Annotated in this window: 18 protein-coding genes; 5 read left to right on the top strand and 13 right to left on the bottom strand. The window is 72.1% G+C overall.

All coding sequences use genetic code 11. The features are described from left to right. Nucleotides 1–27: 27 nt before the first annotated feature. Genes ACFYOB_RS10250 through ACFYOB_RS10225 form a run of 6 tightly spaced genes read right to left on the bottom strand, consistent with a single transcriptional unit; the run spans nucleotide 28 to nucleotide 5868 of the window. Nucleotides 28–1368, bottom strand: coding sequence for an LLM class flavin-dependent oxidoreductase (locus ACFYOB_RS10250; protein ID WP_388557310.1), 1341 nt, complete (start codon nucleotides 1366–1368; stop codon nucleotides 28–30). A 49-nt stretch (nucleotides 1369–1417) separates the two neighbouring features. Continuing rightward, a complete protein-coding gene (locus tag ACFYOB_RS10245) occupies nucleotides 1418–2455 on the bottom strand; it encodes an ABC transporter permease subunit (RefSeq protein ID WP_388557308.1) in 1038 nt (345 codons plus the stop codon). Continuing rightward, nucleotides 2452–3273, bottom strand: coding sequence for an ABC transporter ATP-binding protein (locus ACFYOB_RS10240; RefSeq protein WP_388557305.1), 822 nt, complete (start codon nucleotides 3271–3273; stop codon nucleotides 2452–2454). Before ACFYOB_RS10240 ends, ACFYOB_RS10245 begins: the two co-directional genes overlap by 4 nt. Before the next feature lie 6 nt (nucleotides 3274–3279). Continuing rightward, nucleotides 3280–4314 (bottom strand): ABC transporter substrate-binding protein, encoded by a 1035-nt coding sequence (locus ACFYOB_RS10235; protein ID WP_388557302.1) that lies wholly within the window; start codon nucleotides 4312–4314, stop codon nucleotides 3280–3282. Nucleotides 4315–4345: 31 nt separating this feature from the next. Continuing rightward, nucleotides 4346–4903, bottom strand: a complete 558-nt coding sequence (gene ssuE, locus ACFYOB_RS10230) for an NADPH-dependent FMN reductase (protein ID WP_388557299.1) — start codon at nucleotides 4901–4903, stop codon at nucleotides 4346–4348. Between the two features lie 35 nt (nucleotides 4904–4938). After that, nucleotides 4939–5868, bottom strand: coding sequence for a TauD/TfdA dioxygenase family protein (locus ACFYOB_RS10225; protein WP_388557296.1), 930 nt, complete (start codon nucleotides 5866–5868; stop codon nucleotides 4939–4941). Nucleotides 5869–6840: 972 nt separating this feature from the next. Between ACFYOB_RS10225 and mutA the strand changes: the two genes are divergently transcribed. From mutA to meaB, 3 genes are read left to right on the top strand one after another with little or no spacing between them, the layout of a single operon-like run. Next, nucleotides 6841–8706, top strand: a complete 1866-nt coding sequence (gene mutA / locus ACFYOB_RS10220; protein WP_388557293.1) for a methylmalonyl-CoA mutase small subunit — start codon at nucleotides 6841–6843, stop codon at nucleotides 8704–8706. Continuing rightward, the gene (gene scpA, locus ACFYOB_RS10215) at nucleotides 8703–10889 is read left to right on the top strand and encodes a methylmalonyl-CoA mutase (protein WP_388557291.1); all 2187 of its coding nucleotides are present in this window, start codon (nucleotides 8703–8705) and stop codon (nucleotides 10887–10889) included. Before mutA ends, scpA begins: the two co-directional genes overlap by 4 nt. Before the next feature lie 10 nt (nucleotides 10890–10899). Beyond that, nucleotides 10900–11880 (top strand): methylmalonyl Co-A mutase-associated GTPase MeaB, encoded by a 981-nt coding sequence (gene meaB / locus ACFYOB_RS10210; protein ID WP_388557289.1) that lies wholly within the window; start codon nucleotides 10900–10902, stop codon nucleotides 11878–11880. A gap of 33 nt (nucleotides 11881–11913) precedes the next feature. Here meaB and ACFYOB_RS10205 read toward each other — a convergent pair whose 3' ends face one another. Continuing rightward, on the bottom strand, nucleotides 11914–15186 hold the full coding sequence (locus tag ACFYOB_RS10205; protein WP_388557287.1) for an NACHT domain-containing protein: 3273 nt from the start codon (nucleotides 15184–15186) through the stop codon (nucleotides 11914–11916). A gap of 265 nt (nucleotides 15187–15451) precedes the next feature. On the opposite strand from ACFYOB_RS10205, the gene ACFYOB_RS10200 reads away from it, so the two are divergent. Beyond that, a complete protein-coding gene (locus tag ACFYOB_RS10200) occupies nucleotides 15452–16000 on the top strand; it encodes a hypothetical protein (protein ID WP_388557284.1) in 549 nt (182 codons plus the stop codon). Between the two features lie 28 nt (nucleotides 16001–16028). Here the strand turns inward: ACFYOB_RS10200 and ACFYOB_RS10195 are convergent, their stop codons facing one another. Further along, nucleotides 16029–17030: an asparaginase gene (locus ACFYOB_RS10195; RefSeq protein WP_388557281.1), complete on the bottom strand. Its 1002-nt coding sequence runs from the start codon at nucleotides 17028–17030 to the stop codon at nucleotides 16029–16031. Nucleotides 17031–17178: 148 nt separating this feature from the next. Between ACFYOB_RS10195 and ACFYOB_RS10190 the strand changes: the two genes are divergently transcribed. Beyond that, nucleotides 17179–17634 carry an Lrp/AsnC family transcriptional regulator gene (locus ACFYOB_RS10190; protein WP_388557278.1) on the top strand — a complete coding sequence of 152 codons (456 nt, stop codon included), beginning with the start codon at nucleotides 17179–17181 and terminating at the stop codon, nucleotides 17632–17634. Between the two features lie 86 nt (nucleotides 17635–17720). On the opposite strand, the gene ACFYOB_RS10185 is transcribed toward ACFYOB_RS10190, so the two are convergent. The 5 genes from ACFYOB_RS10185 to trpD all read right to left on the bottom strand — a co-directional run bounded on the left by ACFYOB_RS10185 (nucleotide 17721) and on the right by trpD (nucleotide 22843). Then, entirely contained in the window at nucleotides 17721–18530 is an 810-nt protein-coding gene (locus ACFYOB_RS10185; RefSeq protein WP_388557275.1) for an ABC transporter permease, read from the bottom strand. Then, nucleotides 18527–19495 carry an ATP-binding cassette domain-containing protein gene (locus ACFYOB_RS10180; protein WP_388557272.1) on the bottom strand — a complete coding sequence of 323 codons (969 nt, stop codon included), beginning with the start codon at nucleotides 19493–19495 and terminating at the stop codon, nucleotides 18527–18529. Before ACFYOB_RS10180 ends, ACFYOB_RS10185 begins: the two co-directional genes overlap by 4 nt. Before the next feature lie 92 nt (nucleotides 19496–19587). Continuing rightward, nucleotides 19588–21021 (bottom strand): class II 3-deoxy-7-phosphoheptulonate synthase, encoded by a 1434-nt coding sequence (locus ACFYOB_RS10175; RefSeq protein WP_388557268.1) that lies wholly within the window; start codon nucleotides 21019–21021, stop codon nucleotides 19588–19590. Beyond that, nucleotides 21018–21821, bottom strand: a complete 804-nt coding sequence (trpC, locus tag ACFYOB_RS10170; RefSeq protein WP_388557265.1) for an indole-3-glycerol phosphate synthase TrpC — start codon at nucleotides 21819–21821, stop codon at nucleotides 21018–21020. The genes ACFYOB_RS10175 and trpC overlap by 4 nt, the downstream gene beginning before the upstream one ends. After that, nucleotides 21818–22843, bottom strand: coding sequence for an anthranilate phosphoribosyltransferase (gene trpD / locus ACFYOB_RS10165; RefSeq protein WP_388557680.1), 1026 nt, complete (start codon nucleotides 22841–22843; stop codon nucleotides 21818–21820). Before trpD ends, trpC begins: the two co-directional genes overlap by 4 nt. Nucleotide 22844 lies beyond the last annotated feature (1 nt).

Here is a 22844-nt window from a genome sequence, read left to right as displayed (position 1 = left end):
CCTCGCGGACCGCCCCCGCCCCCGCACTCACGATGCGATGGGCTGCGTACCGGCGTAGCGGTTGGCCGGGCGCGGCAGGCCGTAGTTCTCGCGGAGGGTGCGGCCCGTGTACTCGGTGCGGAAGAGTCCGCGCCGCTGGAGGATCGGCACCACGTGGTCGACGAAGTCGGTCAGGCCCGTGGGCAGGACGGGCGCCATGATGTTGAAGCCGTCGGCGGCTCCTTGTGTGAACCACTCCTCCAGCTGGTCGGCGATCTGCTCGGGGGTGCCGGCGAAGACCCGGTGGCCGCGGCCGGCGCCGAGGCGGGCGATCAGCTCGCGCAGGGTGAGGCCGTCGCGGCGCGCCAGTTCCGCGACGAGGGTGAAGCGGCTCTTGTTGCCGTTGATGTCCCGCTCCTCCGGGAGATCGGGCAGGGTGCCGTCGAGGGGGTGGCCGGTGAGGTCGACGCCGAGCATGTTCGAGAGCTGGGCGAGGCCGTACTCCGGCACCTGGAGGTCGGTGAGCTGCTGCTCCAGCGCTTTGGCCTCGGCCTCGGTGGAGCCGATGACGGGCGCGATGCCGGGCAGGACGAGCAGGTCGCTCTCGGTGCGGCCGTACTTCGCCAGGCGGGACTTGAGGTCCTTGTAGAAGGTCTGGCCGTCGGCGAGGGTCTGCTGGGCGGTGAAGACGGCCTCGGCGTACTGGGCGGCGAACTCCTTGCCGTCCTCGGAGGATCCCGCCTGCACCAGGAGCGGGTGGCCCTGCGGGGAGCGGGGCACGTTGAGCGGGCCCGCCACGCCGAAGTGCTCGCCGCGGTGGGCGGCCGGGTGGAGCTTGTCGGTGTCGGCGTAGATGCCGCGCTCCTTGTCGAGGACGATCGCGTCGTCCTCCCAGCTGTCCCAGAGCTTGGTGGCGACGTCGAGGAACTCACGGGCCCGGTCGTAGCGCAGGCCGTGCTCCAGGTGCTCCTCCCGGTTGAAGTTGCGGGCCTCGTCGACGCTGCCGGAGGTGACGATGTTCCAGCCGGCCCGGCCGCCGCTGATGTGGTCGAGGGAGGCGAACTTCCGGGCGGTGTGGAAGGGCTCGTTGAAGGTGGTGGAGACGGTCGCGATCAGCCCGATGTGCTCGGTGACGGCGGCGATCGCGGAGAGCAGGGTGAGCGGCTCGAACCCGCCGACGGCGTTGTAGCGGGCCTTCCCCCAGAGGGCGACACCGTCGGCGAAGAAGATCGAGTCGAGCCGTCCGCGCTCGGCGGTGCGGGCCAGTTCCTGGAAGTACCGCAGGTCGGTGACGCGTTCGGGGGTGCTGTCCGGATGGCGCCATGCGGCGTCGTGGTGTCCGGCGTTCATGAGGAAGGCGTTGAGGTGCAGGGTCCGGGGTGCGGTCATGGCTGTTCCTTGTGTTCGATATCGGGGGCCGGGGCCTGAGACGGAGCGGTCAGGCGGGGACGCGCCAGACGCTGAGGCGGCGTTCGACCGCGACCAGCAGCTGGTTGAAGGCCACGCCGATGGCGGAGATGGTGACGATGCCCGCGTACATCTGCGGGATCGCGAAGTTGAACTGCGAGGCGTTGATCAGGTAGCCGAGGCCCGCCTTCGCACCGATCATCTCGGCGGCCACGAGGACGAGGATGGAGACGGCTCCGGCGAGGCGGATGCCGGTGAAGACGGCCGGGACCGAGGCCGGCAGGATCACCTTCTGGAAGAGCCTGGGCGTGGACAGGTCCATCGAGCGGGCCAGTCTGACGAGGGTGGGGTCGGCGTTCCCGACCGCGCTGATGGTGTTCAGCAGGATCGGCCACACGCAGGCGTAGACGACGATCGAGACCTTCGACGTCTCCCCGATGCCGAGCAGGAGTACGAAGACCGGCAGCAGGGCGAGCGCGGCCGTGTTGCGGAACACCTCCAGCAGCGGGCCGAGCAGCGCGGCGACCGGCCGGTACCAGCCGATGAGCAGGCCGAGCGGGACGGCGACGGCGACGGCGATCCCGAAGCCGCCGAAGGAACGGACGAGGCTGGCCGAGACGTGCGTGCCGAGCTGGCCGTTGCCCAGGAGTTCCCACCAGGCCACGGCGACCTGGCTGACCGGGGGCAGGAAGGTGGCGTCGACCAGGCCGAGCCGGGGTGCCGTCTCCCAGACGGCGAGCAGGGCCAAGATGGCCGCGGACCGCAGGGCGACGGCGCGCAGCCACCGGGCCAGTACCCGGGCTGGCTGCCGGACGGGGCCCGAAGCCTTGGCCGGCGCTCGTGCCGGGGCCGGGGCTTCGGCCGTGGCTCGGCCTGCGCTCCGCCCGGCGCCGGGGAGCGCGGGCGGCGCGGGGTCCCGTACCGCATCGGCGGTGGCCGGGGGCCGGGTGGCCCCCGGCACCGGACGGGCATCCGGCCCGGTGGCGGGTGCCTCCGGCGCGGCCGGGCCGCGAGCGTCCTCCTCCTGCCCGGCCAGGGCCGTGGCGGCGGGGCTGGTGTTCGTGGTCATACGGCGGCCTCCTTCTCCAGTTGCTGGGCACGGGCCACCTCGTCGTGGAGCAGGGTCCAGATCTCGTGGCGGTAGCGGGCGAACTCCGGGCTGGAGCGCAGGTCCTCGCCCTGCAGGCCGGGTCCGCGCTCGCCGAAGGTGACCGGGACGACCTCCTTGACCCGTCCCGGGCGGGAGGTCATGACGGCCACCTTCTGGCCGAGGTAGACGGCCTCCTCTATGCCGTGGGTGATGAAGACGACGGTCTTGCCGGTGCGCTGCCAGATGCGGCGCAGCTCGTCCTGGAGGGACTCGCGGGTCTGCGCGTCGAGCGCGGCGAACGGCTCGTCCATCAGCAGCACGTCCGGGTCGTAGGCCAGCGAGCGGGCGATCGCCACGCGCTGGCGCATGCCGCCGGAGAGTTCGTGCGGGTGCCGGTCCTCGAAGCCGGCGAGTCCGACGAGGTCCAGGAACTCCCTGGCACGCTCCGCTCGTTGACGCCTCGGTACGCCGGTGGCCTCCAGGCCGAATTCGACGTTGCCCAGTGCCGTGCGCCACGGGAGCAGCGCGTACTGCTGGAAGACGATGCCCCGGTCCAGGCCGGGACCGGTGACGGGCTCGCCGTCGAGCAGGATCCGCCCGGCCGTCGGCCGGGACAGGCCGCCGAGCAGGTCCAGGAGGGTCGATTTGCCGCAGCCGCTGGGGCCCACGACGACCACGAACTCCCCCGCCCCGATCTCCAGGTCGATGCCGTCGAGGGCGGTGAACTCCTCCTTGCCGCGGCCCTTGTTCTTGGCCGGGAAGGTCTTGCCCACTCCCTCGAACACGATCTTCGCCATGTCCGGTCAGCCCTTTCCGTAGCCGTTGAACTCGTTGGTGTAGAGGTCGGACGGCTTGAACTGGCCCTTCTTGATGTCGCCGCGCTCGCCGAGCCAGTCGATCCAGAGCTGGAAGGACTGGTCGGGTATCCGGCCGCCCGTCTCGGCGATCCCGAACGAGCGCCAGTACTGCAGTGCGGCGGTGTCCTCGTTGCGCCCGCGCTTCTTGACGATCTCCGTCATGCGCGCGACGGCCTCCTCGCGCGGCGTGGTGCGGGACCATTCGATGGCCTTGGCCACGCCGGTCGTGAAGGTCCGTACGGTGTCCGGGTTCTGCTTGATGAAGCGCTCGGTCATGATGTAGGTGCCGGCGCTGAAGGGTCCGAGCAGCTCCACATCGGTGAACAGCGGGCGGATGCCGCCGCTCGCGAGGGCCTTGTCGCGGAGGATTCCGGTGAGTACTCCGACCTCGATCTGCTTCTGGCGCAGCGACTGTTCTGTGTTGACGGGCGGCACCACCAGGGCCTCGACCTTGGCCGCGTCCGCCTTGGACAGGCCGTTGCGGCTCAGGTAGAGATCGAGCAGGGCCTGGTAGTGGGCGCCCAAGGTGTTCATGCCGACCTTTTTGCCGATCAGGTCTCGGGGGGAGCGGATCGGGCTGTCCTCCAGGACGAAGTAGCCGCCGTAGGAGTACTGGTCGGAGCCGTAGGAGGAGATGACGGCCTTGATCGGGGCGTTGCCGGCGGCGAGCTTGATCACCGCGCCGTTGAAGGCGCTGCCGAAGTGGGTCTGGCCGGTGGCGGCGGACTGGATGTCCTGCGGGCCGCTGATGGTGTTGCCGACCCATTCGAGCTTGACGTCCTCGAAGTAGCCCAAATCCGCGGCGAGTTCGGGGAGCGTCACGGCGCCGACGGCACCCTGGTACTTCAGGGTCTTGATCTGCGAGCCGGAGCCGGAGCCGCCGGCGGTGGCCGTGCCGCAGCTCACCGCGGCCGCCGAGATGCCGAGCAGGGTCAGGAACTGGCGCCGGGAGGTGGGGGTCGAGGTGAGGGCTGCGGGCATGGCGGATCCTTGTCGGTACGGGGCCGGGTCGTTACGGGGTGGCGGTGAGCGCGGTGGGGTGCGCGGCGCGCACGGCGTCGGCGAACTCGTCGACGGCCTGGAAGAGGTCCAGCTCCGCCTCGGGACGCAGCCGGTCGGGGCCGTGGCCGCGCTCGACGGAGGAGTCGAGGACGAACCGGCCGGCGGTGACGTGCCCGGCCCCGAGGGCGGCGAGCACGGGGCGCAGGGCGTAGTCGATGGCCAGGACGTGGGCGAGGCTGCCGCCGGTGACCAGCGGCAGAACCGTCTTCCCGGCCAGGCCGTCCTGCGGGAGCAGGTCGAGGAAGGCCTTGAGCAGACCGGTGTACGAGGCCTTGTAGACCGGGGTCGCGATGACGATGCCGTCCGCCTCGGCGACGGCTTCGAGTGCCCGGCGGATCTCCGGCTCGCCGCGCCGGGCGGAGAGCAGGTCGGCGGCGGGGAGGTCGCGGACGGCGAGGTGCGCGGTCTCGAACCCGGAGTGGGACAGGCGGCGCAGCACGTGGTCGGCGACGACCTCGGTACGGGAGTGGAGGGACGGGCTGCCGGTGAGGCCGAGCAGTTGGGGCACGGGGGCTCCTTGGGTCTCGTACGGGAGCGGGACGGTCAGGTGGTGGAGGCGCCGGAGGCGATGCCGAACGCGGGGTCCGGGACGGCCTCGGGGCTGATCAGCCGGGAGGGCTCGCCGTCGGGGCCTACCGGGATGTCTCCGTCGACGGTGACGCGGCGCAGGGTGCGCTCGTGGTCGTCGGAGTCGTCCACGCCGTAGTGCTGGGTGGCGCGGTTGTCCCAGATGGCGACGTCCCCGGCCCGCCACTGCCAGCGGACGGTGTTCTCCGGGCTCTCGATGTGGGCCTGGAAGAGGTCCTGGAGGGCGCGGGAGTCGCGGCCGGTGAGGCCGTTGATCCGCTGGACGAAGTTGCCCAGCAGCAAGGTGCGTTCACCGGTCTCGGGGTGGACGCGGACCACCGGGTGCTCGGTGAGGAACTTGGTGGAGGTGAACACCTCGCGGTACTGGGCCAGTGCCTCGGGCAGGACGTCCGGCCTGAGGGCGGCGTAGTCGTACTCGTTGGAGTGGACGGCGCGCAGGCCGTCGGCGAGTGCCCGTAGCGGCTCGGGGAGGTTGCTGTAGGCGGTGGCCGTGTTGGCCCACAGGGTGTTGCCGCCGTACGGGGGGATGGTGACGGCCCGCAGGATGGAGAAGGCCGGGTAGGCGGGGACGAAGGTGACGTCGGTGTGCCACTGGTTGGCGCGGGCGCCGTGGTGGGAGTCGATGCCGAGGGCGTAACGGCCGTCGGCCGAGGGGACGGTGGGGTGCGCGACGGGCGCGCCGAGCAGCTGGGCGAAGGCCTCGTGGCCGCCCTCGTCGAGGTGGTCCTGGCCGCGGAAGAAGACGGCCTTGTGGGCGAGGAGCGCGGCGCGGATCTCGGCGACGGTGGCGGCGGGCAGGTCGCCGCCGAGCCGTACGCCGTCGATCTCGGCGCCGATGCGGCCGCCGATCTTCGTGACGGTGACGGAGGTGATTGCAGTGGCCATGGGAACTCCCTGGTTCGTTTCCGCAGCGGAAGAAATAGGGGTACGGGGCAGGAGGTGGCGCGGGGACGCGGGCGCGACGCCGCCACGCGACGGGGCGGGGCGAGGCGGGGCGGGGCGGGGCGACGGAGCGGGACGGGCGGCCACGGACGAATTCGGGCGGCGGGGCCGCCGGGGCGTGGGGCAGGGCCCTTCGGAACAGCCGGGCTCAGGCGCGGCGCGGGGCCGGACAGCGGCCCGGACACTCACCCGGCGCGGTACACGGGCCGGTGGTGTGGAGCCGCGGGACGAGGAGTTCGTTCGCGGACATGGCCCGGAGCGTGTCAGCGCCCCGGCCACCGGTCAACCCCCGGAGCGGCCCGCCCCGGGGGTTGCCCCACCGACCCCGTACGCCCCCTGCGACCTGGCCTTTCCCCGTACCGAGAGGGGTATGTCCACCGGGTCTCGGCGGCCGAAAACCGTGGCCGGATTTCATGGCCCCGCAACGCGGCCGCCACGCATCGGTCGGGGGCGGGGGTGGGGTGGGGTGTTGGCCGGGACGTAAAACGTGATTCGTGGCGCGTGTCGGCGACTGAGGGACGACGCCAACCCGGGGCGCCATAGATCATGCAGTCCCGGCCGACACCCCCCCCCCCCCCCGCCCCGCCCCGGCACAGCCGAGCCCACCCCCGCCACCGCGCGGCGGCCTTTCTGTTGGATGTCTTCAATCCCGCGATCATGGTCGTGACCGAGCTGCCGAGCGTCCTGCACGAGGGGCATCTGGAGGAGATCCGGGGCGCCGCGACGGAGTTCTCGCACGTCTGCGACGCCCCCGCGCGGATCGTCGTACCGCACACGGGTCCGGCAGCACTCCCGGAGGCGGCGGCAACGGCGCTGCTCAGCCGGGTTTCCAGGATCCGTTCGGCACGCTGCGAGAGTGCGAGATCACACCCGTCGGTATGGTGCCACCTGAGCGCCCTCCCCTACATTCGAGCCATGACGGTCCTGCCTGACGACGGGCTCTCCCTGGCCGCCGAGTTCCCTGACGCGACGCATGAGCAGTGGCAGCGCCTTGTAGAGGGCGTACTGCGCAAGTCGGGCAAGGAAGCCTCCGGCGAGGCCGCTGAAGAAGCGTTGTCCACCCCACTCGAGGACGGGCTCACCACCCGCCCGCTGTACACCGCGCCGCCCGACGGGACGGCTCCCGACACCGGTTTCCCCGGATTCGCCCCCTTCGTACGGGGTGGCCGACCGGAAGGCACCACCGCGAACGGCTGGGACGTGCGCCAGCGCCTCGCGGGCACCGATCCGGCACGGCTGAACGAGGCGGTCCTCGCCGACCTGGAGAACGGGGTCACCTCGCTCTGGCTGACCGTCGGCCGCAGCGGCGTCCCCGTCGACGGCCTCGCCCGGGCACTGGACGGGGTCTACCTGGACCTCGCCCCGGTTTCCCTGGACTCCGGAGCCGAATACGCGCAGGCCGCGCGAGCGTTCCTGGCCCTGTGCGCCGAGCGCGGGACGCAGCCGACGGCGGTACGGGGGAGCCTCGGCGCCGACCCCCTGGGCCACGAGGCCCGTACGGGCGAAGCGCTCGACATGGCCGACGCCGTGTCCCTGGCCCGGGAAGCCGCCTCCGGCTATCCCGGGGTGCGCGCCCTGACCGTGGACGCCCTGCCGTACCACGAGGCCGGCGGCAGCGCCGCCGAGGAGCTGGGCCTGTCCCTGGCCACCGGTGTCGCCTACCTGCGTACCCTCACCGGGGCCGGCCTGAGCACCGCGGCCGCCCTCGGCCAGCTGGAGTTCCGCTACGCGGCCACGGCCGACCAGTTCCTCACGATCGCCAAACTGCGCGCCGCGCGCCGCCTGTGGGCCCGTGTCGCCGAGGCCTCGGGGGCCCCGGAGGCGGGCGCCCAGCTGCAGCACGCGGTGACCTCGCCGGTGATGATGACCCGCCGCGACCCGTGGGTGAACATGCTGCGCACCACCGTGGCCTGCATGGCCGCGGGCGTGGGCGGAGCGGACTCGGTCACCGTGCTCCCCTTCGACAACGAGCTCGGCCTGCCGGACGCCTTCGCGCGCCGGATCGCCCGCAACACCTCCACGATCCTGCTGGAGGAATCGCACCTGGCCCGCGTGATCGACCCGGCCGGCGGCTCGTACTACGTCGAGCGGCTCACCGACGAACTCGCCCACGCCGCCTGGGAGTTCTTCCAGACCTTGGAGAAGGCGGGCGGCCAGGCCGCCGCCCTGCGCTCCGGGCTGGTCGCCGAGCGGCTCGCCGCCACCTGGGCCGAGCGCTCGAAGAAGCTGGCCAAGCGCCGCGAACCGATCACCGGTGTCAGCGAGTTCCCGCTGCTGTCGGAGAAGCCGGTCGTACGCGAGAGCGCGCCCCCCGCGCCCACCGGGGGACTCCCCCGCGTGCGGCGCGACGAGGCCTACGAGGCCCTGCGCGCACGCAGCGACGCGCACCTGGCGGCGACCGGCGCCCGGCCCCGGATCTTCCTGGCCGCGCTGGGCCCGGCGGCCGCGCACACCGCGCGGGCCACCTTCGCCTCGAACCTGTTCCAGGCGGGCGGTATCGAGCCCGTGCACGACCCGGTCTCCGTGGACCCGGCGACCGCCGCCGAGGCGTATGCGGCGAGCGGCGCCGACGGCATGGCCGTGCTGTGCTCCAGCGACGCGCTGTACGAGGAGCAGGCCGAGTCGGTGGCCGCCGCGCTGCGCGCCGCGGGCGCCACGACCGTGTTCCTCGCGGGCAAGCCGGGTACCGCACAGGCTTCCGTGGACGAGTACGTCTTCGCCGGCTGTGACGCCGTCGCCGTGCTGTCCTCCGTACTCGACCGGATGGGAGTGCCGTCTTGAGCATCCCCGATTTCTCCGAGCTGGCGCTCGGCCCGACCGCCGCCGCCGGGATCTCCGAGGACCAGTGGCGCTCCGCGGTGAAGGAGTCCACCGGCACCGCCGCCTCCGACCTGCTGTGGGAGACCCCCGAGGGCATCGGCGTCAAGCCGCTGTACACGGGCCGGGACCTGGAGGGCCTGGACTTCCTCCAGACGTACCCGGGGGTGGCCCCGTACCTGCGCGGCCCGTACCCGACGATGTACGTCAACCAGCCCTGGACGATCCGGCAGTACGCCGGCTTCTCCACGGCCGAGGAGTCGAACGCCTTCTACCGGCGTAACCTGGCGGCCGGCCAGAAGGGCCTGTCGGTCGCCTTCGACCTGCCGACGCACCGCGGCTACGACAGCGACCACCCGCGCGTGACGGGCGACGTCGGCATGGCGGGCGTCGCCATCGACTCGATCTATGACATGCGGCAGCTGTTCGACGGGATCCCGCTGGACAAGATGTCGGTGTCGATGACGATGAACGGCGCCGTGCTGCCCGTTCTCGCCCTGTACATCGTGGCGGCGGAGGAGCAGGGCGTCTCCCCCGACAAGCTCGCCGGGACCATCCAGAACGACATCCTCAAGGAGTTCATGGTCCGCAACACCTACATCTACCCGCCCAAGCCCTCGATGCGGATCATCTCCGACATCTTCTCCTTCACCTCGCAGAAGATGCCGCGGTACAACTCGATCTCCATCTCCGGCTACCACATCCAGGAAGCGGGGGCGACGGCCGACCTGGAGCTGGCGTACACCCTCGCCGACGGCGTGGAGTACCTGCGCGCCGGTCAGGCCGTCGGGCTGAACGTGGACGCGTTCGCGCCGCGCCTGTCGTTCTTCTGGGCGATCGGCATGAACTTCTTCATGGAGGTCGCGAAGCTGCGCGCCGCCCGCCTGCTGTGGGCGCGCCTGGTCAAGCAGTTCGACCCGCAGAACGCCAAGTCGCTGTCGCTGCGCACGCATTCACAGACCTCGGGCTGGTCGCTGACCGCGCAGGACGTCTTCAACAACGTGACGCGTACGTGCATCGAGGCGATGGCGGCGACCCAGGGCCACACCCAGTCGCTGCACACCAACGCCCTCGACGAGGCGCTCGCGCTGCCGACGGACTTCTCGGCGCGCATCGCCCGCAACACCCAGCTGCTGCTCCAGCAGGAGTCGGGGACGTGCCGGTCGATCGACCCGTGGGGCGGCAGCGCGTACGTCGAGAAGCTGACGTACGACCTCGCCCGGCGGGCCTGGCAGCACATCGAGGAGGTCGAGGCGGCCGGCGGCATGGCCCAGGCCATCGACGCGGGCATCCCGAAGCTGCGCGTGGAGGAGGCCGCGGCTCGTACGCAGGCGCGGATCGACTCGGGCCGGCAGCCGGTGATCGGCGTGAACAAGTACCGCGTCGAGAACGACGAGGCGATCGACGTCCTGAAGGTCGACAACTCCTCGGTGCGCTCGCAGCAGATCGCCAAGCTGCGGCGGCTGCGCGAGGAGCGCGACGAGGCGGTCACCCAGGACACCCTGCGGGCGCTGACGAACGCGGCCGAGCGCGGTGACGGCAACCTGCTCGCCCTGGCGGTGGACGCGGCGCGCGCCAAGGCGACGGTGGGTGAGATCTCCGACGCATTGGAGAAGGTGTACGGGCGGCACGCGAGCCAGATCCGTACGATCTCGGGTGTGTACCGCACCGAAGCAGGCGAGTCCCCGTCCGTGGAGCGCACCCGCGGCCTGGTCGACCGGTTCGAGGAGGCGGAGGGCCGCCGTCCGCGCATCCTGGTCGCCAAGATGGGCCAGGACGGCCACGACCGCGGCCAGAAGGTGATCGCGACCGCCTTCGCCGACCTGGGCTTCGACGTGGACGTCGGCCCGCTGTTCCAGACCCCGGCGGAGGTGGCCCGCCAGGCCGTCGAGGCGGACGTCCACGTGGTGGGCGTCTCGTCGCTGGCGGCCGGCCACCTGACCCTCGTACCGGCGCTGCGCGAGCAGTTGGCGGAGGAGGGCCGCGAGGACATCATGATCGTCGTGGGTGGGGTCATCCCGCCGGCCGATGTCCCCACGCTGCTGGAGATGGGCGCCACGGCGGTGTTCCCGCCCGGAACGGTGATCCCGGACGCCGCCCACGACCTGGTGACGCGGCTGGCCGCGGATCTGGGCCACGAGCTGTAGGCGGCCGCCGGTGCCGAAGATCGACATCGAGGCCTACGCCAAGGGGGTGCTCGACGGGAAGCGCGCGTTCATCGCACGCGCGATCACGCTCGTCGAGTCCACCCTGCCCGCTCACCGGGTGCTGGCGCAGGGCCTGTTGACGGAGCTGCTGCCGCACGCGGGCCGGGCCCGGCGGATCGGCATCAGCGGGGTGCCGGGGGTGGGCAAGTCCACCTTCATCGACGCGTTCGGCACGATGCTGACGGGGCTCGGCCACAAGGTCGCGGTCCTCGCGGTCGACCCGTCGTCGAAGCGCACGGGCGGCTCCATCCTCGGCGACAAGACGCGGATGGAGCGGCTTTCGGTCGACCCGGCGGCCTTCGTCCGCCCGTCGCCCTCGGCGGGGACGCTGGGCGGGGTCGCGAAGGCCACCCGCGAGTCGATGATCGTGATGGAGGCGGCGGGCTACGACGTGGTCCTCGTCGAGACGGTCGGCGTGGGCCAGTCGGAGACGACTGTCGCGGGCATGGTCGACTCCTTCCTCCTCCTGTCCCTGGCCCGTACGGGCGACCAGCTGCAGGGCATCAAGAAGGGTGTCCTGGAGCTGGCCGACGTCCTGGCGGTCAACAAGGCGGACGGCCCGCACGAGCGGGACGCGAAGGCGGCGGCCCGCGAACTGGCGGGCGCGCTCAGGCTGATGCACCCGGTGGACGCGGCCTGGACGCCGCCGGTCCTGACGTGCAGCGCCCGCGAGTCGGCCGGCCTGGACGAGGTGTGGAACCGCCTCGAACAGCACCGGACCCTGCTGGACGCGGGGGGCCGGCTGACGGCCAAGCGGGCGGCGCAGCAGGTGGAGTGGACCTGGTCGATGGTCCGCGACGAACTGCTGGAACGGCTGCGGGCCGACCCGACGGTACGGGAACTCGCGCCGGGCCTGGAGGAATCGGTCCGCGCGGGCACGCTCACGCCCACCTCGGCGGCGGACCGGATACTGGCGGCGTTCGGGAACTGAACGGCCGGACGGCGCCCGCCGGGCGCCGTCCGGTCACCCCAAACGGAGTCGTACGGACGGCGGCAGCAGTTCGGCACCGCGGACGCGGCCGCTGCCCCCCAGGATGTGGATCTCCTGCAGTGCGGACAGTTCGGCCAGCGGCGCGATGTCGATGTCGCCCTCTGCCGTCAAGTCCCCGATGAACTGGCAGTCGTTCAGCAGGGGGAACGCCGTGGGCAGTCGCCGGATCGCCGCCTGCACCACTCCTTGCCCGTCGCCGCCGAGCAGTTCCAGACTGGTGACGTCCGGCAGTGACGCCTCCTCCGGAAGGGTCTGGAAGGACGAGGCGGACACACTGAGGTAGCCGAGGGAGCTCAGGCCGCAGATCTCCTGCCAGTCGGCGGCCGAGATCGGGCTGGACTCGGCGTTGAGCGCGAGGCTCGTCAGCTCGGAGAACGCGCCGAGCCCTGAGATCCCGTGCACGGCACTGACCCCGCCGGTCACACTCAGCACTTCCAGAGGGGCGCCGGTGGGCAGTTCCCGCGCGGACCAGCTCATGCCCGCGGGCCCGCGCAGGAGGAGGGATCGCAACTCACCCAGTTGCGAGACCACCTGCAGGTCGAGATCGGCTCGGGTGGTGCCAACGCTCAGGTGCCGGAGCGGCAGGCCTGCGAGCGCCGACAGGTCCGTCAGCTCCGGGCAGTAGTTGACGTCGAGGAACTCCAGGGCGTTCTGCCCCCTCAGGAATCCCAGATCGGACCCCGCGTTGTGCGAGAGCACAAGCTCGGTGAGGCCGTACCGGGCGACAAACGTCGCCAGGGCTTGCTGGGACACGTCGCTCCTGATGTCCAGACGGTCCGGCCGCAGTCCGAGGCGCTCCAGTTGCTCCAGCTGTTCGTCGGACCGGACGGTGTAGAGGAGTCCGGCCGGATCCAGGTGCGCGATGACCTCGTCGGCGTAGTCGGCGCATTCGAAGCGTGACCAGCCCCAGAGCAGCTGGGAACGGACCGGAATCCAGCCGTGCGCGACGAACCGTGCGAGGAAGGAGACGGCCGCGTCCGACTTGACGTGCGAGGCCGCGATCACCACGTGGTACGCGTCCGTGTCGTCCAACTTCTCCGGGCCGGGGAGAAGGCCCAGGACCAGCGGACCGACCTCCGCGAGGGCGCGTGCCTCCTCCTCGTTCGCCGGCGGAATGAGGGTGGCGGTGCGCTCTTCCACGGCCGCACGCACGTCGGGGTCCAGGGTGGTGGCGTGTTCGACACAGGCGGCGGCGAGCAGGTAGATACGGGCCCGGGTGCGCTTGTCGTCGCAGCCGTCTCCCCGGGCGAGCAGGTCACGGATGATCGTGACGCGCTCGCCGGGCCGGGCGAGGGCGACCGCCATCCGGATGACGTCTTCCCACTGGTCGTTGTCGGCGTGGTCGATGAGCAGGCCGAAGTCGCCCTCCTCCACGGCGGCCCGCGCACCGAGGAAGTCCTGGAAGGTGCGGTGGATGAAGTCCACGGTGTCGGGCGCGGGTTCCCGCAAGAGCCCGCTGCGCTGCAGGAAGTGCCGGAAGACGACGGGTGCTTCGCCGAGAGCGGCTGCTTCCGGGACCATGGGCAGAGCTCGGGCGATGATGCCCTCCGCCCGGGAACGGTCCATCTCCGTCCTGCCGTTCTTGATCAGCCAGTACGCGAGCCGCTGGAGCAGGTCGAGCTGCGGCTCCTCGCGGAGGTCGGGGCCCGCCATGTCGCGCTCGCGGTCTCGGCGGCTCAGCAGCATCGAGAGCGCGGCCTCGTAGAGGTCTTTGCGGCCGTGCGGGAGGTAACCCCGCCGGTCCCGGTGGAGGGCGCAGATCAGCCCGCACATCAGGGGGTTGGTGGCCAGGCGGCCGAGATCGGGCTTGGTGCGGACGGCCATGAGGAGCTGGGCCTCGTACGTCCGGAGAACGGCGTCGTCGTCCGTGTCGGTGTGGGCCGCCTTGTGCCACCGCTTGATGAACGTGGCGATGTCGGCGGGACCCATGGCGGACAGCGTCAGCTCGGTGAACTCGTCCTCGGCAAGCCAGTCCGCCGCGACCGCGGAGGGGCGCGAGGTGACGAGCCAGCGGTTGTCGCCGTCGTACGTGTCCATGAGGTCCCGCAGCCAGCCGCGGGTCCGCTCGCGCTCACGGTCGGGGATCTCGTCGATGCCGTCGACGAGGACCAGGCCCCGCCCTGCGGCGAGGACCCGGTGCGCCCAGCCGTCGGGCTGGGCTCCCCCGAGCGGGCAGCCCGCGGCCCCCAGGAAGTCCTTCGGCGCGGGAAGCCGCTCGCCGTGGCGCGTCAGCGTGCGCAGCGGCAGGACGAACGGGATGCGGTCGTAGAGGTACTCCATCTGCGGGCCGAGGTCCTGGCGGGCGGCGGTGACGGCCAGCCACTGGACCAGTGTGGTCTTGCCGGAGCCGGCCTCGCCCCGGAGGAGGACACGGTGGCTGCCGGCCAAGGCCTCATCGGCGGCCTGCGGACCCAAGGAGTCGCGGTACGCCTGGAGGAACATGCGGCTCGCCGCCTGCGCATCGGTGGAGGCGGTGAGAGCGAGCCCCGCGCGGACGAGTTCCGGATCCTCGACGACGTGGTCGAGGGACAGGCGCGACTGCGACGTCGCCTCCAGGCTCAGGTACGCCGCGTCCAGCGGCCACCGCGCCGGGGAGTTGCTGAGGTCGATCCCGTAGATCGTCAGCTTGCCGTGCCTCTTGGCCACGTACGGCAGGTACGTCTGCTCGAAGGCGGCGTCCTCGGCGCCCGGCAGCGGCGCGCGGCGGATCAGTTCGTCGACCTTGGCCGTCAGCTCGGCGATCCCGCGCGTCTGCTGTACGAGGGCGTGGGCGACGAACGTCGAGCGCTGCGTGAAGAAGTGGAGGATGTGGAGGCAGGCGGCTTCGAGCAGCCGCTCGTAGAAGTACGTGGCCTCGGCGCTCAGTTGGCGCTCGGGCCCGCCGCTGACCCGACGCAGCTCTCGGGCGAGGGCTTCGGGGCCGAGCCGGACCGCGTCCAGATCGGACATCGTGATGTCGCCCAGCGCGTGCAGGGTGGTGGCGAGGGCGTCGGCCACCGCTGACTGCTCGTCGGCGGTGATGGGGCGCTCGCCCGTACGGAGGGCCTGCCTGACCAACTTGGCCGCCAGGTCTCGGACATCGGATTGCGTGAGCGAGCGCTTCTCGCCCCTGAAGGACACGTAACCCGAGATCCGGACCGGTTTGTCGACGAGACCGGCGCCAGGGCCCTCGGTGACGAAGAGCTTCTTGACGAGCGGGGCGATGACCGCCGAGGCGAGTCGGATGCCGATGGTCCCGGGCTCCATGCGTCCCCCCGTGGCGCGATGACCGATGCACCGGATCCTACGGCGCCCCGGTCATACCGCGCTGAGGAACGGAGGGCCCAAGGGCTGTCCCGTAGTAGGGCCCCGCGGTGGCGGGCTTCAGAGGCAGAGCGGGAACTCCTTCTTGATGCACAGCTCCAGGATGCCCGCCGGAGGGGACGGGGGCCGTTCTGTCGGTACCCCGTGGCACACTCAGCCCTTGATCACGGGGGCGCACGACCCCCGCGACGACCTGGGGGGTACGACTGTGCGCAGGACGACATGGGTCACCGTGGCGGTAGCGGTCATCGCGCTCGGAGCCGCGGGCTGCGGCACGAGCGGCGCCGGCGCCGGCGTGGCCGCCGCCCCGGCGCCGGCGTCGCCCCGGCCCGAGGGCACCGCGCCGCTCACGAAGGAGGTCGTGCGCACGGACCTCGACACCTCGGCCGCGGGCGCGGGCGTTCCGGCGAACGCACCGGAATACGCCCGAGTGCCCGAGGACGCTTCGCCCGGCTCGCCGCAATCGTGCAGCGTCGCTTTCAAGGGCTTCGGCACCAAGACCGCCCAGGTGGACGTCGCCCGCTTCAAGGCGGTGGTGAGCGAGCTGCGCGAGCGCGACTGGCAGCAACTCCGGGAACCGAAGGAACGCAAGGGCGCCGACGGGGTGATCCACGAGGCCCAGGTGTTCCTCACGCAGCGCGGCTGGAACATGGTCGCGGAGTACCGGAACTTCCAGGAGGGCGGCGCGATCACCCTGACGGCCATTGATGACGCGTGCATGAAGAAGAACGGCGCCGACGCGGGTCCGGTCGGCTGACCGGCCACGCCTCGCACGGGGACAGCCCTTAGGCGCCGATCAGGACCGGGCCCTCGGAGGAGAGGGTCTCGCGCAGGATGCGGGTCTGCTCCGCGCCTTCGGTGGAGGCGAGCAGGGCCGAGAGCACCGCGATGCGGGCCTGGCCCGCGCGCAGGGTGCCCGTCGGTACGGCTCCGGCCGCGACCAGGTCCACGGCGCCGCCGTGGGTGTAGATCTCGGTGACCGGACCGGCCATCACACGTGTGGTGAGCGCGACCAGTACGCCGCGCCCGATGGCGGCCTTGACGGCGTCCACGATCTCGGGGGTCGCGTTGCCCGCGCCCGTCCCGACGAGGACGATGCCCCGCGCGCCCGCCGCGACGGCGGCGTTCAGCAGCACAGCGTCGCCGTCGGTGTGGTGCACCACCACGTCGACGCGCGGCGGGAGTTCGGGCATCGCGGGCAGCGGGAGCGGAGCGGGGCGCTGGGGTGTGCGCAGGATCGCGACCTTGCCGAAGCCGACCTTGCCGAGGAGTTCCTTCGAAGGGTCGGCGAACGCGTCCAGCGCCACGGCCTGGCTCTTCACCGTGCCGCGGGCGGCGTGCACCCGGCCGGCGAAGGCGATCAGCACGCCCAGCCCGCGCGTGGTGTCGGCGGTGAGCAGCGCGTCGTAGAGGTTCTCCGGTCCGTCGCCGTCGGCGGTGCCCATGGGCCGCTGCGAGCCCGTGAAGACCACGGAGCGCGGGTCGTGGTGGTGCAGGTCGACGAGGAACGCCGACTCTTCGAGGGTGTCGGTGCCGTGCGTGACGACGATGCCGTCCACGCCGGGGTCGGCGAGCACCTCGTGCACGGTACGCAGCAGGGTGAGCTGGTGGGCGGTGGTGAGCCGCGGGCTGTTCACGCTGAACAGGTCCACGAGCTCGACGGTGATGCCCTCGGGCAGCGGCGCGGTGGCCATGACCTCGCTGCCGTCGGCGTCCGCCGCGAAGCCCGAGCCCTGCCAGCGGCTGGCTATCGTCCCGCCGGTGCTGATGACGACGATCCGTCCCATGGCCGTGGCCGCCCTTCCTCGTATTCCTAGTCACTCGCACAGGTGAACTCGCACACGCGTGCTGAAACGGCAATCATAGAGAGATCTACGCGCAATGCGATTGCTTCTTTGGCCCCGCCTGTAACACTGGCTGGGTGATAATTGCGCAATGGACGCCATCGACCGGGATATCTTGCGCGAGCTCCAGGCGGACGGCCGCCTCAGCAACCAGGAGCTCGCCCAACGCGTGGGCCTGACCCCCTCCCCCTGCATGCGCCGGGTGCGGCAGCTGGAACAGGACGGGGTGATCCAGGGCTACCGCGCCGTGATCTCCCCCGAGGCGGTGGGCCGCGGTTTCGAGGTGCTCGTCTCCGTGGAGGTGCGCCGCGACCGCGAGGCGGTCGAGGCCTTCGAGGCGGCCCTGCAGGACATCCCCGACGTCATCGAGGCCTACCGCCTGTTCGGCAGTCCCGGCTGCCTTCTGCGGATCGCCGTCGCGGACCTGCGCGCGTACGAACGCCTGTGGATCGAGAAGTTGACGGCGCTCGAAGGCGTCACCGAGGTCAACTCGCAGATCATCATGAAGCGCATCAAGGAGCCGACCGGCCTGCCCGTCGAACGCTGAAGGAAGAGGGGAGGGCGACGGACGGGGCGGCAGCGACCCCCCGGCCGCTGCCGCCCCTGTCCTCACGGCCTGCGGCCGCCGCCGGGCTACCTGCCCAGGCGGCGGCGGTACGCGCGCATCGACAGCGGGAAGAAGACCAGGACGAAGCCGGCCATCCAGGCCAGACCGCCCAGCAGCGGCCCCGTCAGCGAGCCCTCGCCCAGCAGCAGCGAGCGGTTGACGTCGGTCATCAGGGTGACCGGGTTGATGTTCACCCAGACCTGCAGCCAGCCCGGCATGGTCTCGGCCGGGGCGAAGACGTTGCTGCCGAAGCTGAGCGGCATGACGGCGCCGATCAGGACGCCGGGGACGGCCGCCGGAGTGCGGACCAGGATGCCCGCCAGGATCGACATCCAGCACACGGACAGGCCGAAGGCGATCATGAGGACGACCGCGAACAGCACGGCGAGCGGATTGGTCTGGATCCGGAAGCCCATCAGCGTTCCCACGCCGAGGACCACGGCGACCGACAGGAAGTAGCGCGCCACATCCCCGATCACGATGCCCGCCAGCGGTGCGGAGCGGGCTATGGGGAGGCTGCGCAGGCGGTCGAAGAAGCCCTTCGAGATGTCCGTGCACAGTGCGACACCGGTGCCGATGGTGACGAACAGCGGGCTGAACACCAGCAGGCCCGGGACGAGTTGCTGGAGGTAGCCGTCGCGGTCGCCCCCGGCGATGGCGCCGCTGAACAGGAACGTGAACATGAACAGCATCAGCAGCGGCTGGAGCGTCACGTCGACCAGGGCGTCAGGGTTCTTCCTGAGCTTGGTGACGTTCCGGGAGGCCAGGGACAGTGCGTTGCCGACGGCTTCCAGCGGGCCGATGCGGCGGCGCGCCGCCCGGGTGGGGGTCGTCATCGAAGCTTCTCTTCCGTGAGGGGGGCCCGTACGCCGCCCGGGCTGGTGATCGCGAGGAACGTCTCGTCCATGGTGGGCAGGCGCAGCCCGAGCTCGTCGAAGGCCACGTCGGCCGCTTCGAGCTTGTGGACCAGGGCGGAGAGGATCACCGGGTCCTGGACCGGCACGGTGAGCCGGCCGGTGTCCTCGTCGCGGGCGGGCAGCTGGCCGGTGAGGCCGAGCATGATCTCGGCGACGGTGTCCACCTGGTCGCGCCGGGCAGCCCTCACCTCCAGGGTCTGGCCGCCCGCCATCCGCTTGAGTTCGTCCGGGCGGCCCTCGGCGACGACCGTGCCGTGGTTGAAGACGGTGATGCGGTCGGCGAGCTGGTCGGCCTCTTCGAGGTACTGCGTGGTGAGCAGGACGGTGACCCCGCCCGCGACGAGGCCACGGACGGTGTCCCAGACCTCGCCCCGGCTGTGCGGGTCCAGGCCGGTGGTCGGCTCGTCCAGGTAGAGCACCGACGGCCGGCCGACCAGACTGGCCGCGAGGTCGGCGCGGCGGCGCATGCCGCCCGAGTACGTCTTCACCGGACGGCCCTCCGCCTCGGTGAGGCCGAAGTCGGCGAGGAGTTCACGGGCCCGGGCCCGGGCGTCGGCTGCCGGCAGCCGACGCAGCCGGCCGATGAGCGTGAGGTTCTCGACGGCGCTGAGCTCCTCGTCGAGGGCCGCGTACTGGCCCGTCAGGCCGATCACGCCGCGCACCCCGACCGGGTCGCGGATCAGGTCGTACCCGCCGACCGTCGCCCGGCCGGCGTCCGGGGTGAGCAGGGTCGCGAGGATGCGTACGGCGGTGGTCTTCCCGGCCCCGTTGGGGCCGAGGACGCCGTGGACGGTGCCGGCCGGCACCGCGAGGTCGACGTCCCGCAGGGCCGTCGTCTCCCGGTACCGTTTGACCAGTCCCTCGGCCTCGATCGCGAGCGGCATGGGAGTTTCCCTTTCGTAGGCTGGCGTGCGAAATGTTTCCACCCGCCTGATCGGCGTCACAAGGTCATTAAGGCCTCGCCTAATCGCCCCGCTCAGACGGAATGCTGCGAGCGCAGCAAGTCCCCTACTCGGAAGGCGAGTTCGAGGGACTGCACGGCATTGAGCCGCGGGTCGCAGGCCGTCTCGTAACGCGTGCCGAGCTGCCCGTCGAGAATCTCCTCCAGATCACCGCCGAGGCATTCGGTGACGTCGTCACCGGTGAGTTCGAGGTGAATTCCCCCGGGGTGGGTTCCCTCTTCACGGTGTACGGCGAAGAATTCGGCGACTTCGGCGGTGACATCGGACAGCCGGCGGGTCTTGTAACCGCTGTCGGAGACGAAGGTGTTGCCGTGCATCGGGTCGCAGGCCCACACGGGGAGGTGTCCGGCGGAGCGTACGGCGCGCAGCAGCGGCGGCAGCAGGTCCGCGGACCTGCCCGCGCCGAGGCGGGTGATCAGGACCAGCCGGCCGGGTTCCCGGTCTGGGTCCAGCCGTTCGCACAGCGCGCGCAGGCCCTGCGGGGTGGTGCCGGGGCCGACCTTGACGCCGACCGGGTTGCCGAGCCCGGACAGCAGCTCCACGTGGGCGCCGTCGGGGTCGCGGGTGCGGTCGCCGATCCAGAGCATGTGGGCGCTGGTGCCGAACCAGGTGCGGCGGCGCTCGTCGTACCGGGTCAGGGCCTCCTCGTAGGGCGGCAGCAACGCCTCGTGGGAGGTGTAGAGCTGGATCCGCTGGAGTGCGGAAAGGGCGCGGGGGTCCACCCCGCAGGCGGTCATGAACCGCAGGGCCCGGCTGATGTCGTCGGCGGCCGATTCGTAGCGCTGCCCGGCGGCGCTGCGCCGGACGAACTCCTGGTTCCACGCGTGCGCCTGGCCGAGGTCGGCGTATCCGCCGAGGGTGAGCGCGCGCAGCACGTTGAGGGCCGCCGAGGAGTGCTGGTACCCGCGCAGCAGCCGGTCCGCGTCGGGACGGCGGGCCTCGGCGGTGAACTCGGGCGCGTTGACTATGTCGCCGCGGTAGACGGGCAGTTCCTCGCCGCCGACGGTCTCGGTGGGGCGGCTGCGCGGCTTGCCGAACTGCCCGGCGATCCGGCCGACCTTCACCACCGGCAGGCCGGATCCGTACGTGAGTACGACGGCCACCTGGAGGATCACGCGCAGCTTGCTCCGTATGCCGTCCTCGGTGCAGGAGGCGAACCGCTCGGCGCAGTCCCCGGCCTGGAGCAGGAAGCCCTCGCCCGCCGCGACGCCCGCGAGCGCACCGCGCAGGCCCATGATCTCGTCGGGCAGGACCAGCGGCGGCTGGAAGGCGAGGGTGCTCTCCACCCGCGCCAGCGCCTCCGGGTCGGGCCAGTCCGGCTGCTGGGCGGCGGTCCGCGTACGCCACGAGCCGGGGCTCCAGGAGCCGGTGGCGGCGGGCGCGTCCGCGGAGACGGCCGACGGGCCGCTCACGGTGGCGGTGGCGGTGGCGGTGGCGGTGGCGGTCATCCGATCAGCTCCTTGATCACGGCACCGGGGTGCGCGGCTCGCATGAGGAGTTCACCGACGAGGACGGCGTCCACCCCGGCCCGTTCCAGTGCGCGGGCGTCCCCGGCGCCGCGCACTCCGCTCTCGCCGACCATGACCCGGCCGGGGCCGACCCGGTCGCGCAGCCGGGCGCAGAGCGTGCGGTCGATGGCGAAGTCCCGCAGATCGCGGTGGTTGACCCCGATGACGGTGGCGCCCGCGGCGAGCGCGGCGTCCACCTCGGCCTCGTCGTGCACCTCGACGAGCGGCTCCATGCCGAGCTGCCTGGTGGCGGCGACGAGTTCGGCCAGGCGCGGCGCGCTCAGGGCGGCGGCGATGAGCAGCAGGGCGTCCGCGCCCAGCGCCCGGGCCTCCAGGACCTGGTACTCGTCGACGATGAAGTCCTTGCGCAGGAGGGGGACGTCCACCACGGCGCGGACCGCGGCCAGGTCCTCCGGGCTGCCGCCGAAGCCGGCCTCGTGGGTGAGGACGGAAAGTGCGGCGGCCCCGCCCGCGGCGTAGGCGCGGGCCAGTTCGACGGGCCGGTAGTCCTGGGTGAGGGGCCCCTTGGAGGGGCTGCGGGGTTTGAGTTCCGCGATGACGCCGAGGCCCGGGGCCCGCAGGGCGGCCGCGAAATCGCGGGGCGCGGGCGCGGCGGCGGCCCGTACGGCCAGTTCCGCCACGGGGCGGGCGGCACGGCGGCGTTCGGTCTGCTGCCGGGCCTCGTCCACCAGGGTGCCCAGGACCCCGGTCAGGACCCCGGTCGGCTGTGCGGCGCTCATGCGGACACCTCCAGCTCGGCTCCGGCGAGCTGCCGGGAGACCGCGACCCACCGGTCCAGCAGGGTCGCGGCGGCTCCGGTGTCGAGGGCCGCGCCGGCCGCGGCGAGGGCCTCGTGCCAGGTGTCGGCCGCGTCCGCGACGCGCAGCGCGGCGGCCGCGTTGAGCAGCACGGCCTCGCGGGCGGGGCCGCGTTCCCCGGCCAGGACCCGGCGGATGACGGCCGCGTTGACGGTACGGTCGCCGCCGGCCAGGTCGGCGGGGGTGTACGGGCGCAGGCCGAGCCCTGCCGGGTCGAAGCGGTACGCCGTACGGGTGCCGTCGGGCAGCAGCTCGACGACGCGGGCGGCGGCTCCGGTGCTGAGTTCGTCCATGCCGTCCTCGCTGTGGAAGACCATCGCGCGCCGGGCGCCGAGCCGGGCCAGCACCTCGGCCATCGGCTCGACCAGGTCGGCGCTGGGCACGCCGAGGGTGCGCAGCCGCGCCCCGGAGGGGTGGCAGAGCGGGCCGAGCAGGTTGAAGACGGTCCGGGCGCCCAGCTCGCGGCGCGGCGCGGCGGTGTGCCGGAACGCCGGGTGGAACCGGGGGGCGTACAGGAAGGTGATGCCGGTCGCGGCCAGGCAGTCGGCGGCCTCGCGGGGGCCCAGGTCGATGCGGACCCCGAGTTCCTCCAGCACGTCGGCGCTGCCGCAGGCCGAGGAGGCGCTGCGGTTGCCGTGCTTGGCGACGCGGACTCCGCAGGCGGCGGCGACGATCGCGGAGGTGGTGGACACGTTGAAGGTGTTCAGGCCGTCGCCGCCGGTGCCGCAGGTGTCCAGCACGTCCCCGCCGAACGGTACGGGCGTGGCGAACTCCTGGGCGGCGCGGGCCATTCCGGTGAGGTCGTCGACGGAGGCGCCGCGCACGGTGACGGCGAGGGCGAAGCCCGCGATCTGGGCGGTCGTGGCCTCGCCGCGCATGATCGTACGCATCGCGGAGGCCGCCTCCGCCTCGGTGAGGGACCGCCGGGAGACGGTCTTCAGCAGG

Source organism: Streptomyces sp. NPDC006463 (assembly GCF_042870715.1).
Lineage (GTDB): Bacteria > Actinomycetota > Actinomycetes > Streptomycetales > Streptomycetaceae > Streptomyces.
This window is presented reverse-complemented; position numbering and strand designations above follow the sequence as displayed.

What these genes read in the sequence shown, in the direction of transcription:
- ACFYOB_RS10250 (WP_388557310.1), bottom strand. Translation starts at nt 1,368, where the DNA reads ATGACCGCACCCCGGACCCTGCACCTCAACGCCTTCCTCATGAACGCC.
- ACFYOB_RS10245 (WP_388557308.1), bottom strand. Translation starts at nt 2,455, where the DNA reads ATGACCACGAACACCAGCCCCGCCGCCACGGCCCTGGCCGGGCAGGAG.
- ACFYOB_RS10240 (WP_388557305.1), bottom strand. Translation starts at nt 3,273, where the DNA reads ATGGCGAAGATCGTGTTCGAGGGAGTGGGCAAGACCTTCCCGGCCAAG.
- ACFYOB_RS10235 (WP_388557302.1), bottom strand. Translation starts at nt 4,314, where the DNA reads ATGCCCGCAGCCCTCACCTCGACCCCCACCTCCCGGCGCCAGTTCCTG.
- ACFYOB_RS10225 (WP_388557296.1), bottom strand. Translation starts at nt 5,868, where the DNA reads ATGGCCACTGCAATCACCTCCGTCACCGTCACGAAGATCGGCGGCCGC.
- mutA (WP_388557293.1), top strand. Translation starts at nt 6,841, where the DNA reads ATGACGGTCCTGCCTGACGACGGGCTCTCCCTGGCCGCCGAGTTCCCT.
- ACFYOB_RS10205 (WP_388557287.1), bottom strand. Translation starts at nt 15,186, where the DNA reads ATGGAGCCCGGGACCATCGGCATCCGACTCGCCTCGGCGGTCATCGCC.
- ACFYOB_RS10195 (WP_388557281.1), bottom strand. Translation starts at nt 17,030, where the DNA reads ATGGGACGGATCGTCGTCATCAGCACCGGCGGGACGATAGCCAGCCGC.
- ACFYOB_RS10190 (WP_388557278.1), top strand. Translation starts at nt 17,179, where the DNA reads ATGGACGCCATCGACCGGGATATCTTGCGCGAGCTCCAGGCGGACGGC.
- ACFYOB_RS10185 (WP_388557275.1), bottom strand. Translation starts at nt 18,530, where the DNA reads ATGACGACCCCCACCCGGGCGGCGCGCCGCCGCATCGGCCCGCTGGAA.
- ACFYOB_RS10180 (WP_388557272.1), bottom strand. Translation starts at nt 19,495, where the DNA reads ATGCCGCTCGCGATCGAGGCCGAGGGACTGGTCAAACGGTACCGGGAG.
- ACFYOB_RS10175 (WP_388557268.1), bottom strand. Translation starts at nt 21,021, where the DNA reads ATGACCGCCACCGCCACCGCCACCGCCACCGCCACCGTGAGCGGCCCG.
- trpC (WP_388557265.1), bottom strand. Translation starts at nt 21,821, where the DNA reads ATGAGCGCCGCACAGCCGACCGGGGTCCTGACCGGGGTCCTGGGCACC.